The sequence below is a fragment of the uncultured Vibrio sp. genome (genome assembly GCF_947488985.1).
Taxonomy (GTDB): Bacteria; Pseudomonadota; Gammaproteobacteria; order Enterobacterales; family Vibrionaceae; genus Vibrio.
In genome coordinates, this window is record NZ_CANLBV010000028.1 from 30,222 (window position 1) to 45,239 (window position 15,018).

Annotated in this window: 14 protein-coding genes; 6 read left to right on the forward strand and 8 right to left on the reverse strand. The window is 44.9% G+C overall.

Annotation, left to right across the window (positions count from 1 at the left end; genetic code table 11):
- Window positions 1-19: 19 nt before the first annotated feature.
- Window positions 20-1,060 (forward strand): acyltransferase family protein, encoded by a 1,041-nt coding sequence (locus Q1A70_RS08785; RefSeq protein ID WP_299689167.1) that lies wholly within the window; start codon window positions 20-22, stop codon window positions 1,058-1,060.
- A 178-nt stretch (window positions 1,061-1,238) separates the two neighbouring features.
- Here the strand turns inward: Q1A70_RS08785 and Q1A70_RS08790 are convergent, their stop codons facing one another.
- The 5 genes from Q1A70_RS08790 to Q1A70_RS08810 form a co-directional block, all read right to left on the reverse strand.
- Window positions 1,239-2,117 (reverse strand): 6-carboxytetrahydropterin synthase, encoded by an 879-nt coding sequence (locus tag Q1A70_RS08790; protein ID WP_299689171.1) that lies wholly within the window; start codon window positions 2,115-2,117, stop codon window positions 1,239-1,241.
- Between the two features lie 226 nt (window positions 2,118-2,343).
- Window positions 2,344-2,874, reverse strand: coding sequence for a DNA mismatch repair protein (locus tag Q1A70_RS08795; RefSeq protein ID WP_299689174.1), 531 nt, complete (start codon window positions 2,872-2,874; stop codon window positions 2,344-2,346).
- An 8-nt stretch (window positions 2,875-2,882) separates the two neighbouring features.
- Window positions 2,883-3,269, reverse strand: coding sequence for an MAPEG family protein (locus Q1A70_RS08800; protein ID WP_299689177.1), 387 nt, complete (start codon window positions 3,267-3,269; stop codon window positions 2,883-2,885).
- Between the two features lie 899 nt (window positions 3,270-4,168).
- Window positions 4,169-4,651, reverse strand: coding sequence for a methylated-DNA--[protein]-cysteine S-methyltransferase (locus Q1A70_RS08805; RefSeq protein WP_299689206.1), 483 nt, complete (start codon window positions 4,649-4,651; stop codon window positions 4,169-4,171).
- A gap of 29 nt (window positions 4,652-4,680) precedes the next feature.
- The gene (locus Q1A70_RS08810; protein WP_299689180.1) at window positions 4,681-6,075 is read right to left on the reverse strand and encodes an Ada metal-binding domain-containing protein; all 1,395 of its coding nucleotides are present in this window, start codon (window positions 6,073-6,075) and stop codon (window positions 4,681-4,683) included.
- 246 nt (window positions 6,076-6,321) lie between these two features.
- Here Q1A70_RS08810 and Q1A70_RS08815 point away from each other — a divergent pair, with 246 nt between their 5' ends.
- The 3 genes from Q1A70_RS08815 (at window position 6,322) to nagB (ending at window position 8,424) form a co-directional block, all read left to right on the forward strand.
- On the forward strand, window positions 6,322-6,525 hold the full coding sequence (locus tag Q1A70_RS08815) for a hypothetical protein (RefSeq protein ID WP_299689183.1): 204 nt from the start codon (window positions 6,322-6,324) through the stop codon (window positions 6,523-6,525).
- 407 nt (window positions 6,526-6,932) lie between these two features.
- Complete coding sequence (locus tag Q1A70_RS08820) at window positions 6,933-7,289, forward strand: DUF413 domain-containing protein (RefSeq protein ID WP_299689186.1); 357 nt, start codon at window positions 6,933-6,935, stop codon at window positions 7,287-7,289.
- 334 nt (window positions 7,290-7,623) lie between these two features.
- Window positions 7,624-8,424, forward strand: coding sequence for a glucosamine-6-phosphate deaminase (gene nagB, locus Q1A70_RS08825; protein WP_019819998.1), 801 nt, complete (start codon window positions 7,624-7,626; stop codon window positions 8,422-8,424).
- Between the two features lie 224 nt (window positions 8,425-8,648).
- On the opposite strand, the gene Q1A70_RS08830 is transcribed toward nagB, so the two are convergent.
- From Q1A70_RS08830 to Q1A70_RS08840, 3 genes are all read right to left on the reverse strand, one after another.
- Window positions 8,649-9,185, reverse strand: a complete 537-nt coding sequence (locus Q1A70_RS08830; protein WP_299689190.1) for an MltR family transcriptional regulator — start codon at window positions 9,183-9,185, stop codon at window positions 8,649-8,651.
- A 49-nt stretch (window positions 9,186-9,234) separates the two neighbouring features.
- Complete coding sequence (locus tag Q1A70_RS08835) at window positions 9,235-10,383, reverse strand: mannitol-1-phosphate 5-dehydrogenase (RefSeq protein ID WP_299689193.1); 1,149 nt, start codon at window positions 10,381-10,383, stop codon at window positions 9,235-9,237.
- 183 nt (window positions 10,384-10,566) lie between these two features.
- A complete protein-coding gene (locus tag Q1A70_RS08840; RefSeq protein WP_299689197.1) occupies window positions 10,567-12,462 on the reverse strand; it encodes a PTS mannitol transporter subunit IICBA in 1,896 nt (631 codons plus the stop codon).
- Window positions 12,463-13,030: 568 nt separating this feature from the next.
- On the opposite strand from Q1A70_RS08840, the gene Q1A70_RS08845 reads away from it, so the two are divergent.
- Window positions 13,031-13,897: a glycerol kinase gene (locus Q1A70_RS08845; protein ID WP_299689200.1), complete on the forward strand. Its 867-nt coding sequence runs from the start codon at window positions 13,031-13,033 to the stop codon at window positions 13,895-13,897.
- Between the two features lie 328 nt (window positions 13,898-14,225).
- Window positions 14,226-14,882 carry an NAD(P)H-dependent oxidoreductase gene (locus Q1A70_RS08850; RefSeq protein ID WP_299689203.1) on the forward strand — a complete coding sequence of 219 codons (657 nt, stop codon included), beginning with the start codon at window positions 14,226-14,228 and terminating at the stop codon, window positions 14,880-14,882.
- The last annotated feature ends 136 nt before the right edge of the window (window positions 14,883-15,018 follow it).

Sequence of the window (15,018 nt, forward strand, 5' to 3'; positions counted from 1 at the left end):
TATGATTAAGAGATCTAATATGTCTTCTGTTCAGCCCCCACCGTCACCACACATCGCAAGTATCGAGTTAGGACGAGTGATCGCTATCTTGGCGATCATTGGTTTACACGGTCAAATGGCACTGTCTTACTGGCAAATAGGCGACGTGCCATGGGTGGGCTATGTGCTCAACCAAGCAGCTCGCTTTGCCGTACCTCTGTTCTTCCTCATTGCAGGTTTCTTGATTCAGCCAAAGTTATCGGCTTCACCTTGGGAGACGGTCGTTAATTATTCTAAACCGCTGCTCAAAGTTTGGTTAGCATGGAGCCTCATTTGCCTATTAATGCCCTTTAATCTCGCGAAGGTCGGTGAGTTTGGTTATTTAGCAGAGCGTCAAGGTTATTGGGGCTATTTAATGAATGCGCCACTGAACTCGCTGCTAGAGGGAGGGCTGGTACATTTGTGGTTCATTCCAGCGTTGGTGTGTGCGGTTTTAATTATCTCGCTGCTCATAGAAATGGAGCTAACCAAACTACTATTACCTGTCGCGTTGGCTCTGTATGGCTATGGTGTACTGGCGGGCAGTTACGCCACGTTAACAGGGTTAGATGCCCCCTTCTTCACACGGAACGGCCCCTTCTTTAGTACTCTGTTGGTGACTGTTGGCTTTGTTATTCGTCAAAATCAGCGGCAATTATCGTCTGCCAAGGCGCTAGGGCTACTCGCACTAGGAATGGTCGTTCATTTTACAGAAGCAGCCTGGTTAACACAGTTTGATGTTGCCTTTAATATCAACGACTTCTTGTTTGGGACGGCGCTGTGGGGCACAGGCATCTTTATGTGGCTTTTAGCTCATCCCCAAATGGGCAATTATGCGTGGGTGCGCGCAATTTCTGATCGTATGCTGGGTATCTACGCATGTCATTTACTGATCATTATCTTGCTGTCCAATGTCTGTGGCATGTTGGAAATCACTGAATTCGGCAGAGACGTTACCGTGTATGTTGGCACCCTATTGCTGAGCTTCGGTTTGGTCGTTGCTATTGAGAAAAGCCCATTAAGACGTGTGCTACTTCGTTAGTGCTTTCCCTATGCGTTAGTTCTTGATCTATGCGTGAGTTCTTGACCTATGCATTGCTCCTTTGTCTAACACTACTGATTAGGCCGTTTAAACAGCGACAAAAAATAAGGGCAAGATAACGAATTATCTTACCCTTATTTGATCATTTCAGTACCGAAACGGTGTACTCGTTGCAGTGTTATCGGAACGCCATTGCACCCTTACCCACACCTTCATAAGCGACGATTTGTAGAGATTGGTTCTCAGCTAAGCTCGGCTCAATTTGATCCGCAATGTAGCCCGCGAGCAGTTCCACCGTGGTATCTGTCGGCAGAATTTCGGTCTCACTCTTGGCAATCGCCAGCTCGAATTCCCCTTGCGGCGCCGTATAGCGGAAACCATAATGACTTTCATCATTAACACTGTTCGCGTTTTCACTCAGGTTAAGTGATGAAACTGAAACTTGGTCTTCTTTAGAACCTAAATAGATGTCTTCCCAGCGCTGAGCAAATGCTTGTTCGCGTTGTTCGTCACGCTGACCATCAACCACAATTTCTACTGGAGAACGGTGACCATGCGCGATGCGTTGGCAGTTGCCATCATGCTTTTTTAAACCATGGGTGTAGTGGTAGAACGCGCCATTAATGTGTTCGTGGCGCAGGGTGATCTCTAACCCAGTGACGTTACTTGGTAGGTTATCGCGAAGAATATGATAAACGTGTGCAGTCACACTCTCGATGGTGATCGCTTCTGCATCAATCAGGCAATATGCTTCATCAGGGCAATGCAGGTGAAGGCTCTTGTCACCGCGTAACACATCCACCTTAGAGTAACCCGCTTTGCTCGCCTGAAGCACAATTGCAGCGTTTTGCATTGGCAGTAGTAAGCGGTGATCAACGTGTTCATCAACCAGCTGTTTGATCTGCTTTTTGACCTTGCTAAAATCCAGCACCATGCTCATTTCATTAAGTTCACCAGACATGATGACATCTAAAATCCAACTATCTCCTACGACCCCTCTGTGTTCACAGATGTATGAAGAATCGATAACGGTAAGGTCTCTTACAAATAGGTTCAAGTTGAACTCCTTAATACTTTCATGAAATACGGGAGGCTGAATAATGTTCAGCAGGCACTTCGTCTCACTGGTGTCTAGATAAAATAGGACGGGCAGGATGGTACAATGAGCTTATAAAGTCCACTTTTTTACGCCCTCTTTCGACAAATGAACAAACTGCATACAATTTCCACTAAAACATCAATCGAAACCGCTAACGCAGGTCGCCAATGAGTAAGGCAAACCCCTAAGGTCTTCTCGCTAAGTCTCGCGCCAAAATAAGCGCTAAACCAAACACCTGAAGAAACAGGGCAATGTTCTTGTAGAACGCCATCTCCTCGTCGAGCCTTTGGATCAACTCCACCAAGGTCAGATTATCTAGGTAGTAATCATCGATTCGTGTGCGTTGCGCTTCTTGAGCGCTATCTATCAGCGTCATCAGCTTAGGTAAGTTAGCCAATGAGATGGCCGGTACATCACCACTCACCCAGCGTCTCAGTTGGGCGCGTAATGCCTGATCAAGTGTCGCTGAAGGCTCTGCGGTTGCAGTCGGTAATTTATCAAGGTGAATCAGAATCGCTTCACGCTTGCGCTCTAGAGTTTCAGTCGTGTTCCAAGCCAGTTGTATTAAATACACATTGCCGTATTTGCGGTCATTGTATTGCGCTTTCTCAGCTTCAATTCTATCTAACACCAAACTCGATAGGATAATCGCCATGATGTTGAGTATGAGACCTGCAAGGACAATCGCCCAAGCAGGAGGAAGGCGCAATGCCATAATGCTCCCTAGAACATTTTATCGAAAGGTAGGTAAACTAAGTTTAGGACAATCAATGAGACCATGCAGATAAGCGTTAACACCATCCCGACTTTTCGACCTTTGAAGTTCTTGGCTAGAATCCCCTTTGCATGGATCACTCGTCCCAACAGAAACGCCATACCCAGCACATGAATAAACCAAGCATCGGCACCATTTGTCTCTAACAATCCCATCAAGATAACCGTGATTGGGATGTAATCCATTGCGTTACTCTGAGCCGAACGGGCTATCTGCAACGACTCAACTCCTCCATCGGCATGAGCAACAAGATTGATTCGTCTTTGCTTGATAACTTCAATTGCCAACCAAATCATGACGACCGTTAACAAGGCCGCGTAAAGTGCTGTCACCATTATATTTCCCTATTCTCTGGCGTTTATGGGTGCATTTGGCTTACCTATCAAACAGATAGGGTCAGTATAGAAGGATGTTTGCGCCCGTATATGTGTGAGATATATCTTACATCTGGCGTAAGAGATCCTAATTAAGCTTCGCAGAAAATACCTAGAAAACAAACCCAACTCCTTGTTTTGTATGAATCCACGCATATTTCTTTCTCTCAAAGAGCCGATTTTTTTATTGAGGTAGATTGCGAGTGAAGCCATAAAAATGTGTAATACACATGTCGACAGGGAGTTGGCAGCAACAGGAAAAACCTAACGGACTGGGTATCTTCAGGAAGAAGATTTGATGACTTAGGATGAGTGATCAGCAAGGAAGTCATACTCTAGGATTGAGTCGCTTGTCAGGATGATGAGTGAGTAAGGACACCGCTAGGAAGGCGATGAGTAGGAAAGCTAAAGGATTTGGCTCAATCACGGAACGATGCATGGAGCATACGTTACCTATAAAAAAAATACGTAACACGTCAGTAGCAGGATGGCTACAATAAAAAGAATGAACCCCGTTTGGTGAAAGCCAAGCGGGGTCTCTTATTTCTGCGACGTCTTATCTCTAGACAATCTACGCAGCGATCTCTTCATAACACTAAATTTCAATAGTAATCTACGCGGTTCTCAACGCTGAATCCCATCGGGATTTTTCGTCATGATCTATTGAATGATTAAGATATCTATCACACTCCACCCTACTATTTCAGTCTACGCTTTTACCCGTGTTACATCTATTCGCTGTGTTAGAGCGACTCGCTGTATCAGGGTAATTCACTGTATCAGGGCAATTAACCGCGTTACACCAATCAGCCGTTATTTACGGCGATTGGAATTGATAATGAATTAACTTAGGAGTGTCATCAAAGTTCAGTGTGGCCCTCTAAATCCAACAAGCGTTGCTTTCTTTCAACACCGCCAGCATACCCTGTAAGTTTACCATTTTTACCAATCACTCGATGGCATGGCACAATCACCGATATCGGATTCTTACCATTCGCTAAGCCAACGGCTCGTACTGCTTTTGGGTTGCCAATCGCATCTGCGAGCTGTGCATAGCTCCACGTCTCACCATATGGGATGGTGGTTAGCGCACGCCAGACCGACTCTTGAAATGGGGTTCCTTTAGCTGCTATCGGTATTGAAAACTCTATTGCTTCGCCTGAAAAATAGCGCTCAAGCTGCTCAATAGCTAATGTAAAAATCGGGAAATTGTCCTGCTGGGTACCCAACTCCTGTGGTTGGGTTGTGTGAGTTTCAAACCATGCGCCCAGTAACCCGTCGTCATTGGCTTGCAGCGTGATAACCCCAAGTGGGCTTTGGTAATACGTAAAATGCTTCACTATTCTGTCTCCCAGCTTTATGTACATTGATATTAGGCTTGATTCCAGCAATGAAAGGTGGCGTAACTTCCCCAAGGTGAAACCGCCTCTGGGGTAATAGTAGGATGATGTTCGAGATACCTTCTCACTACTAAATCGCCCACTAACAGATGGTTGGGTTCACTTAATCCTCGCAGCAGGGCGTACTGAATCGTCCATGGTCCGATCCCTTTCAGTTCAATCCACTTTGAAGGATGCTCCGCATGATGACTGACCATGTATTGAGCAAAGCGTTTGAGCGTTTCTTTGCGGCTTGTTGGCATTCTTAAAAAGCCAATATCGGCATCAACTATCTGCTGTGGCGTTGGGAAATAGAGTCTATTTGGTGGTTCAGAGCTGCGGGTTGAATCACACAACTCTCGTACCAATAAATTCAACTGCCCCACCGCAACTGTCACGGAGACTTGCTGACCAAGAATGGCTCTCACTCCCGCTTCCCATGCACTCCATACCCCGGGAATTCGGATGCCACTTTTCTGCACCAGTTTGCCGTCAACGCTCGCTAAAAACGTCTCAACCTTATCAATATCGACATTGAGATCGAACATACGCCGCACTGTCGTAATTAAGATTCTTAGCTGGCTTATCTCTTCCAACTCAAACTCAATATCTAAGGTCTGTGGGCCGATAAGTGTAGCTTTAAACCAGCCCTTTGCACCATTGATGTTGACGGTACGCTGGTAATAATCGTCGCCAACTTGTTCGATTTTTTCAATCATCCGTCGTCGATAAAATGCCAGTAGATGAGGCCAATCCAGCGCCCCGTGAAAGCTGACTTGGAGATGATTGCTGGCTCCCTGACTGGGTTTAGCTCGGCGAATCTGACTAGGAGAAAGCTGCAACTCTTTTAAGAACGCATCGTTAAACCGACGAGTGCTGTTGAAACCACTGGCAAAACCGACGTCGGTAATACTCATTGTCGTGCTATGCAGCAATTGTTTCGCGAACATCAGTTGATTGTATAAACTGTATTGCTTGGGAGAAACCCCAATATAGCGTTCAAATAAAGTTCGAAGATAACGGTCTGATACCCCTAAGCGCGCCGCTAACTCGACCATAGAACCTGTATTTAAGGCACCGCCATCAATCAACTGCAATGCGCGTAAAAATGTGGTTTCGACCCCTTTCCAAGCCGGCGAAAAAGGTGCGCTGTCTGGTCGGCAACGTAAACAAGGCCGGTACCCCGCGCTCAATGCTTGAGCTTGATGGGAAAAATATTCGACGTTTTCTTCTCTGGGTGGGCTTGCCGGACAAATTGGCCGACAAAATATACCGGTGGTTTTCACGGCGGTAAAAAACATACCGTCAAAACGAGCGTCTCGTGAATAACGAGCCAAACTGCACTGCTCATCAGTTAAGATACTGTTTTTGTATAAATTATCTGCCATTTTCCTTATTTCCATTGCTAACAACGATGCGTCCAATAATCAAAAGTGTATCGTGAACCACCATCGGCGCTAGCCATTTTCGGAACTGAAAGACAGATAAATCACAAAAAAGAGTTTTATTTTTTTTCAATTCAGCTATTTTTAGGAGGTAGAAGGCATACTTCTATCAACGTCGGCGATAAGTACTTAGCACACTAAGATGCAGAGACCTATCGAATAAAAGGAATTAAGACAAAGGAAATGGCTATGGATCTTCACACCTGTCGAATTATTTTATCAAACCAACAAGTGCTTATCAGTGAATCAGTCGAGCAGTCGCTGAGCTTTCTTGAAGATAAAACGGACAACGGAATTTCTAAGATTGAAATTGATGCTACCGATGGAGAAACGATCCATTCGTACATGTCATACTCTCTAGAGGAGTCGATTGAGAATTTGATGAACCTCTAGCTTCTAGTCGATTAGTCGATAATAAAGAGCCGAACGCATAATATACCGTTCGAGCAGCATACCCAGCGAAAGCTTGGCGTATGGTTTACACTGAAATGGCTCCTGAAGGAGCCATTTTTTGTGGTCGCTAAATAGATTAGGTCAAAATTATTACCCTTAAGCGCTTGCATCGCATATTTCGCAGCGAAGACACGGTAAATGAGTCAGCCCTCATTCAGCCTTATCAACCTCACCTTAAGTGATTAAGTTCTCAATATTTACACCTCAGCCAATAAACTACTCTCTGTCATAAATCTGATAACTAACCGATCTAGGATTGTTTTCGTAGCAGACAAAGGGCGTATTTTTCCCTTTGCCCATATTCTCGCATCAACAAAAAAACACCAATGATTATCGAAGAGGCTGATATGTCTGAGACTGAATTCCGACATGGAAAAAAACGTTTTTATGACACCGTTAAATTCCCGAGAGGGTTTGCGAAGTCAGGTGACTTTACTCTTTCCGAAGAGGAGACCCTTACCCGGTTTGGGGACACTATGCAGGCTCTTGAGACTGGTGAATTAACACCAGTCAATGCCGAAGAGAAACACTTTCTGAAAGTATTGTCTCAACCCCATAAGGCAAAGTCTAAGTTAGAGCGTGTTTGGTTAAAGTACACTCAGTTATCTCGTGGACGTCGTCGTTTTCATACCTTAAATGGCAGTAAACGCGACCAAGAACCCAGCGAAGAGTACGACAGTGAGCTAGCACTCCAAGAAGAATAAACAGCCCCAAACAGAGAAAGCCTCATTTTGGGGCTTTCTCTTTAAACACACTTTACATCAAAAAATCAGATATTTATCAAAACACCCATCACAAAAACACCGAGGTAGTTCCGCTCTGCATTGACTTGAAGTCGACGATATGACAAATGTATTAATCTTGTTTAACGCCACCAAATATCCATGTGATAAATGTTCAAATTTGGCGGCTATGGTCACAGATACTAAGAAAAATCGAAAATTTGACCTAAAACAATAGCGGAACCAGATAGCTTATTTTATAATGCGAATTAATGTTTCAGAACACTATAAAATTTTATTTCTAGGGGCAAAATCAATGAGACTTATTCCATTAAGCAACAAAGCAAAAGTAGGTAAATGGGCTGCTCGTCATATCGCAGACTCGATCAACAAATTCGCGCCAACAGCTGAGCGTCCATTTGTACTAGGTCTTCCTACTGGTAGCACACCTCTAACTACTTACGCTGAGCTAATTGAACTTTACAAAGCGGGCGAAGTGAGCTTCAAGCACGTTGTAACATTCAACATGGATGAGTACGTTGGTATCGAACCAAACCACCCAGAGTCTTACCGCACATTCATGCACGAGAACTTCTTCAACCACGTTGATATCCAAGCAGAAAACATCAACTTGCTAGACGGCAAAGCTGAAGACATCGATGCTCACTGTGCAGCATACGAAGAAAAAATCCGTTCATACGGTAAGATCAACCTGTTCATGGGCGGCGTAGGAATCGACGGTCACATCGCATTCAACGAACCAGGTTCTTCTCTATCTTCACGCACTCGTATCAAAACGTTGACTGAAGACACTCGTATCGCGAACTCTCGTTTCTTCGATGGCGACATCAACCAAGTTCCTAAATACGCACTAACTATCGGTGTTGCTACTCTTCTAGACGCTGAAGAAGTAATGATCCTTTCTCTAGGCCACAACAAAGCACAAGCGCTTCAAATGGCTATCGAAGGTTCTGTAAACCACATGTGGACTGTTACAGCTCTACAGATGCACCGTAAAGCGATCATCGTTGCTGATGAGCCAGCTCAACAAGAACTTAAAGTTAAGACTCTACGCTACTTCCAAGAGCTAGAAGCTGAAAACATCCAAGACCTATAATCTAAGGTTTTGTTGAATCAAAAAAGCCACTGTATGTGGCTTTTTTTGTGCCTGCTGATTTTGTGTTTAATGGGAAGAGATTTCGGATATATTTTAGAGGCAAAAAAACAACAAAGCGATTTATCCAACGAGAGAAACCGCTATCATTTTAAGCTTTGGATTGAAACGAATAACTACAAGATATGTAGGATGAGAAACGAGATAAGCAGGACTGCAGACTAGAGCTAAGAGCTCAGCGCGTTATCTCGGCACAAGGTATTGAGAATATCGGTAATAGCCAACACGATGGTCGACTGCACTTTCTGATGATGTCGGCTCAAGAACATTTCGAGCATTGGACCAGACATGGTTTTTACCATCTCCGCATCATATTCAATCGGCATAATACGTTGAATCGCGTGCACTTTATTAAGCTCGAAGATCACATCAACTTCCGTGAAGCTGGTATCTTCACCTTGTATTTTCGCCCACTCTTTTAAAGTCACGAAAATTTCTAAATCGTCATAAAGCGCTTTGTCTATCACGCCTAGCCCCAATAGGAGCTTGCCACGCACCATGATTTCACCTAAAGGCCCACCGCTATTAAGCAGCGGCTCAACCACAAACTGAATCGCAGTATCATCTTTCTTGAAAATATTGTTTAAAACTGCATCGACCGTGTCATCCAACGCATCGTAAGCTGCCATCAGGCAGGCGCTAGCACTCTCAGCTTCAGAGAGCGCTTCGAGTAGTTCGGTTTCGTTGCTCGTTTGTATTGGCATAATGGCTCGGTAATAAGAAAGTGCCACTGGAGTGGCACTTGGTGGTTTATCATTTCAATGCTAGATAAGCTCGTTGCGCTAGTTTAACAATATCTGAGTCACTATTCAGCTCAGAATAATGCGCTAATGTCTCAGCAAAGCCTTTTTCTGCGAACATTGCTTGAAGTTCAACCGCTTGAGGGTCATCTTCATTTTTATAATGGAACGCTGCCGCGATAGCGTTGACCAAATGCGTGTTCGGAAGGCCGTACTCCAAGGTGCCGTTCAGTGGCTTAACGAGGCGGTCTTGCGGGCTCAGCTTACGAATCGGCTGGCGGCCAACGCGGTCGACTTCATCCCGCAGGAACGGGTTAGCAAAACGACCTAGAATTTTTTGGATGTAGGCCGCGTGAGCTTGTGGATCAAAACCGTAGCGCTTAATCAGAACCGCACCGCTCTCTTCCATCGTTGCGGTCACTTCAGCGCGAATATTATCGTCTTCGATAGCCTCTTTAATCGTTTCATGACCAGCAAGCACACCTAGGTATGCGGTGACCAAGTGACCCGTGTTAAGCGTGAACAGTTTACGCTCAACGAAAGCCATTAGGTTGTCGGTGCATTCCATACCAGGAATGTTAGGGATTGGACCTTTAAATTGTGTTTGGTCGACAATCCACTCGCAGAATGTTTCAACGGTTACCGCTAGCGGGTCGCTTTCACTCGCTTCTGCCGGAGGAACAATGCGGTCAACGGCGGAATCAACAAAGCCAATATGTGCTTGAGTGAACGCTTTCATTTCATCAGAAAGATGCTCTAACACTGCCGCTTTTAGTTGGCTCGTACCACGTACCATGTTCTCTGCCGCGATGATGTTCATTGGTGCAGTATTGTTATCTGCTGCACGCTTCTCAATGCCTTGAGCGATGGATTTAGAGATGATTTTAAGCACCGTGGGGCCGACAGCTGTTGTCACAAGATCAGACTCAGCAATGCAATCGACCACTGCGCTTGTCGCTGAATTTACTGCGGTCACGTTCTTAACCACTTCAACAACGCACTCTTCACCGACAATCTTCACTGGGTATTCTTGGCTCTCAATTAACGCATTCACAACCGTTTCATTTACGTCAGCAAACGTAACCTTCATACCCGCATCAGAAAGAAGCTTACCAATGAAACCACGACCGATATTACCTGCACCAAAATGTAATGCTTTCATAACTTTGACCTTATAAATATTTGAATCTAGATAGCTAACGGCTCAACAACATACCTTGACCATGCGCTCTCGGCATTCAGCAGTCAGCTATCCAGACTGAATCTTACAAAAAAATTAAGACCGAAAATGAGGCCAGTCAGGGGGGGACTGGCCGCCTTCACTCAGGAGCTTGACTAGAGCTTGTTAGTTACCGTTGAGAATACGCAGAACATCAGCAGGGTTGGTGGTGTTCTGTAGGCATTCGACAGCCTCTTCATCATCGAGTGAATTGGTGATAGCCATCAGCACCATGTTGTGCTCATCGCCTTGTGCGGCAATACCGATAACCAGTTTTGCGATATCGTCTTCATCTTCCCCCCACTGAATACCTTCAGGGTACTGACAGAACACGATGCCGGTTTTTTGTACGTACTGTTTTGCTTCGATGGTGCCGTGTGGTACGGCGATAGACTCACCTAGGTAAGTAGACACCAACTCTTCTCGGGCAAACATCCCGTCGACATATTGTGGAGATACGTTGCCCAGTTTGACTAATTGATCACCAGCAAACTTAATTGCGTCTTCTTTTTGAGCCGCTTTAAGGCCAAGGAAAATGCTGTCATCCGTCAGGGCAAGTTTATTGTCTTCTGATGCAGCTGCCGGCGCTGCTGCTTTCGCTTCACCACTTGGAGCATTGGCAAGCTGAGCGTCTGTCAGCTCTGCAACTAGCTGGTCGTATACCGCGCCGTCCAAGAAATTGTTAAGAGACATGTGCATCGCATCGGGAATGGTTTTACGCGCACGGTCTGTTAGGTCTTTATGGGTAATCACAATTTGCGAATCAGCCGGTAAATTGTTGATTGCGTAGTTGGTGACTTCGATATCTAAGCCCGCTGTTGCGACCTTTTTACGCAGTAAGCCAGCCCCCATCGCACTTGAACCCATGCCCGCATCACACGCGACATAAACGGCTTTAACATCTGCTAGGTTGACGTTGGCTGCTGAGGCTGCACCTTTCGAGGATGCTTTCATGTCTTTCATTTGTGCTGATGCTTTTTCTAGCGAATCTTCGTCTTCACCTTGAGCTGAAGTCTTAAGGAGAATTGAAGCGACCACGAAAGACACCGCTGTGGCAGCAATAACAGACAGTACAACACCGATGTAAGAACCTTTGGGCGTCATTAACAATACCGCGAAAATAGAGCCCGGTGATGCTGGAGAGATAAGGCCAGAATCGAACATTACGTTAGTGAATACACCAGCCATACCACCTGCGATAACCGCAAGGATTAGACGTGGGTTCATTAGAACGTAAGGGAAGTAAATTTCGTGGATACCACCTAAGAAGTGGATGATAGACGCACCAGCAGCCGATTGCTTTGCGCTGCCTTTACCAAACACCATGTAAGCCAGCAACAGACCAAAACCTGGGCCTGGGTTCGCTTCAATAAGGAAGAAAATTGAGCGACCAATTTCTTCAGATTGCTGAATACCTAGCGGGGAGAAGATACCGTGGTTGATTGCGTTGTTTAGGAATAGGATTTTCGCAGGCTCAACAAAAATAGAGGCGAGCGGCAGTGCCCCAGCTTCTACCATGGCGTTCACGCCAGCTGCTAAACCACCAGATAGAATCTTAACCGCAGGACCAATCACGATGAACGCGATGATCGCACAGATCATACCGATAATACCCGCAGAGAAGTTGTTCACTAGCATTTCGAAGCCGCTCTTCACTTTACCGTGAACCGCTTCATCGAATTTCTTAATTGCGATACCACCGAGTGGACCGACAATCATTGCCCCCATGAACATTGGTATATCAGTACCAACGATAACACCCATAGTGGTTATGGCACCAACGACCGCACCGCGATCACCGCCAACCATTTTACCACCGGTATAACCAATCAAAAGTGGCAGTAGGTATGTGATCATAGGACCAACCATGGATGCTAACGTTTCGTTAGGCCACCAACCCGTTGGAATGAATAGTGCGGTAATGAAACCCCACGCAATGAATGCGCCGATATTTGGCATTACCATATTGGATAAGAAACGACCAAAATTTTGAACCTTGATCTTCGCTTCAGGTGATAGCATAGGTAGAACCCCGTCATGTATTGGTTGGTCAAATGACCGAAAGTGTGTGCTTAGAAGTTGATTAAAATGTATCACAAAGTTTCAAAAATGCACTTTTACTCATCTTTAGCGATATTGATCACATATAAAAAACACACTAACAATAAATAACAGGACAAAGATCACATAATGCTCGTGAATTTAAATTACAATCTCAACTCTCTGATAATGAATACTATTCAACAGTGATCTTGATCACGCCAATCAGCCGCAAGCAGAAAATTAAAAAGCGACACAGGTCTCATTTTAAAATATAGCAGTCACTGAAATGATAAAGATGTATATGAGTACGCCATACTAAGCACAAAATACACACGAAAAAGCGAGCAATTAATGAGTAAGTGTAATTTAATTACATTTTGGTAATTTAAGAAAGCTATCATCCGTGAGTTGTACTACTAAAACATCCTCAGAGACGCAAGCTGAAGAGCTGCAATTAGCACAACAAGATGTGTTATGGTATTGGCCTACGATATCCCGCCTCCCTCAGCATGAATTAGCAGCTCACACTGCTACTTGAGAACAGACTATGTCAGACAAGATTTCCACCTCGGCACTTGCGAAACAAAAAGGAATAGAAGCTAAAACGTTATTTAGCGATCTAAAAACAGCGGGCTATATTGTGCGTTCACAAGAGCGTTGGATTCTCACTGAGCGGGGAGAAAGCTTTGGTGGGGAATATGTCGAACACAAGAAGTTTGGTGTCTTTATTGTCTGGCCAGAGAAACTGCTTATCGATTTGGACTCATTCTCAGGAAAAACACTCACCGCCACCCAGCTTGGTAGCGCCTTTCAACTCAATGCCAAGAAAATCAACTTATTACTCAGTGAGCTTGGCTGGATAACTAAAGAAGAAAACGGCTGGCACGTCACCCCAACAGGCCTCAAAGCCGGTGGCGAACAAAGAGAGGATAAAGCGACTCAGAATTTATTCGTGGTTTGGCATAATTCTTTGGTTCGTAATAAACGGTTAAAGCAATCGGTTATCGAGTTTCTGGGCCATGATGCGGAGAGTCACTCAACCGACGTGTCATTTTCCAACTTTCGCCAGAAGTTCGAAGCAAAACATCGAACTCTAGATGGGCACTATGTTCGTTCGAAGGGCGAGCTTATCATCGATAATTGGCTGTATATGGCGGGTGTCGTCCATGCGTACGAGCGTCCACTGCCGACATCAAAAGAAGTGATAAGCGATTTCTATCTACCAAGTGGCAAGGTGTACATCCAATTTTGGGGAACCGATTCTGCGCCAATCGCAGAAGACAAGCGTGATATCACAAGAGGGGTCTATCAAGAGCACGGTTTTAGCTTAATAGAGCTCACCCCAGAGGATATCCCTCACTTAGATAGCCTACTTCCCCCATTGTTGCGCCAATACGGCATAAAAGCGTATTAAGCGGCTGAGTATCGGCCACTTAATTGAATCTAGCTCACACTTATCGAACTATTATGGACATGATTAACCATAGTTATTTGATGTGTTCGCTATTTTCTCCGTGCCACTTTTCTATTACCTTACCCCCATCGACCCAATCTACCGCAGATATTCGATTTATTCGGACACGTTCGAGCGTCACTCAAACATTCAGTTTAAATCCGTATCTTGTTGACGAGATTGAACTAGTTTTACGCAACTGAGCTAGTTTTATTCGACTAAACAAAGGTTGGCATAACTGAATATAAAGCTCGACAACATTTATTATTGATAGATATTAGGATTCAACATGACTCACCCAATCATTACTGATCTAAACACTCGTTACACAGCTAAAAAATACGATGCAGAAAAACGCATATCTGCGGAAGACATGGAAGTGATCAAAGAAGCGCTTCGCTTATCGGCTTCTTCTATTAACTCTCAGCCTTGGAAATTCATCATCATTGAGAGCGATGCAGCAAAACAGCGCTTCCACAACACGTTTGAAAACATGTTCCAGTTTAACCAACCACATGCAAAAGCAGCGTCACACACGATTCTTTTTGCTTATGACCCTAAGTACACTAAAGAGAAATTCGCTAAACGTGCCGACACTGAAGTTAGCTCGGGTCACCTACCAGCTGAAATGTACGAGCAATTCTTAGGTGCTTACGCATTCGCAGAAATGAACACCGACGAAACCGGTTTCAACGGTAACTGGACTAAGGCCCAAATTTACATTGCGCTAGGTAATGTCATGCACACATTGGCCCGCCTTGGTATCGCTTCAACACCGATGGAAGGTGTCGACGCGAAGATGATCGGCGAAGAGTTTGCAGACGAACTTGAAGGTCACGTTGTTGATGTGGCACTGGCTATCGGCTACCACAAAGAAGGCGAAGACTACAACTACGGTAAACCAAAAGCGCGCCTAGCTCTTGATGAAGTTGTTACAACACTTTAATTATTGATGTGACCGAGCCCTAACCACAGGGATAGCAGTCAAGAAAACCTCGATAAATAAATCGAGTAGGAGGAGGCCTCACGGCCTCCGTCCTCTCACACCACCGTACAAGCGTGGGTCGCATACGGCGGTTCCG

Coding starts and splice junctions, on each gene's coding strand:
- Q1A70_RS08785 (WP_299689167.1), top strand. CDS start 20: ATGTCTTCTGTTCAGCCCCCACCGTCACCACACATCGCAAGTATCGAG.
- Q1A70_RS08795 (WP_299689174.1), bottom strand. CDS start 2,874: ATGGCATTGCGCCTTCCTCCTGCTTGGGCGATTGTCCTTGCAGGTCTC.
- Q1A70_RS08800 (WP_299689177.1), bottom strand. CDS start 3,269: ATGGTGACAGCACTTTACGCGGCCTTGTTAACGGTCGTCATGATTTGG.
- Q1A70_RS08810 (WP_299689180.1), bottom strand. CDS start 6,075: ATGGCAGATAATTTATACAAAAACAGTATCTTAACTGATGAGCAGTGC.
- Q1A70_RS08815 (WP_299689183.1), top strand. CDS start 6,322: ATGGATCTTCACACCTGTCGAATTATTTTATCAAACCAACAAGTGCTT.
- Q1A70_RS08820 (WP_299689186.1), top strand. CDS start 6,933: ATGTCTGAGACTGAATTCCGACATGGAAAAAAACGTTTTTATGACACC.
- nagB (WP_019819998.1), top strand. CDS start 7,624: ATGAGACTTATTCCATTAAGCAACAAAGCAAAAGTAGGTAAATGGGCT.
- Q1A70_RS08830 (WP_299689190.1), bottom strand. CDS start 9,185: ATGCCAATACAAACGAGCAACGAAACCGAACTACTCGAAGCGCTCTCT.
- Q1A70_RS08835 (WP_299689193.1), bottom strand. CDS start 10,383: ATGAAAGCATTACATTTTGGTGCAGGTAATATCGGTCGTGGTTTCATT.
- Q1A70_RS08840 (WP_299689197.1), bottom strand. CDS start 12,462: ATGCTATCACCTGAAGCGAAGATCAAGGTTCAAAATTTTGGTCGTTTC.
- Q1A70_RS08845 (WP_299689200.1), top strand. CDS start 13,031: ATGTCAGACAAGATTTCCACCTCGGCACTTGCGAAACAAAAAGGAATA.
- Q1A70_RS08850 (WP_299689203.1), top strand. CDS start 14,226: ATGACTCACCCAATCATTACTGATCTAAACACTCGTTACACAGCTAAA.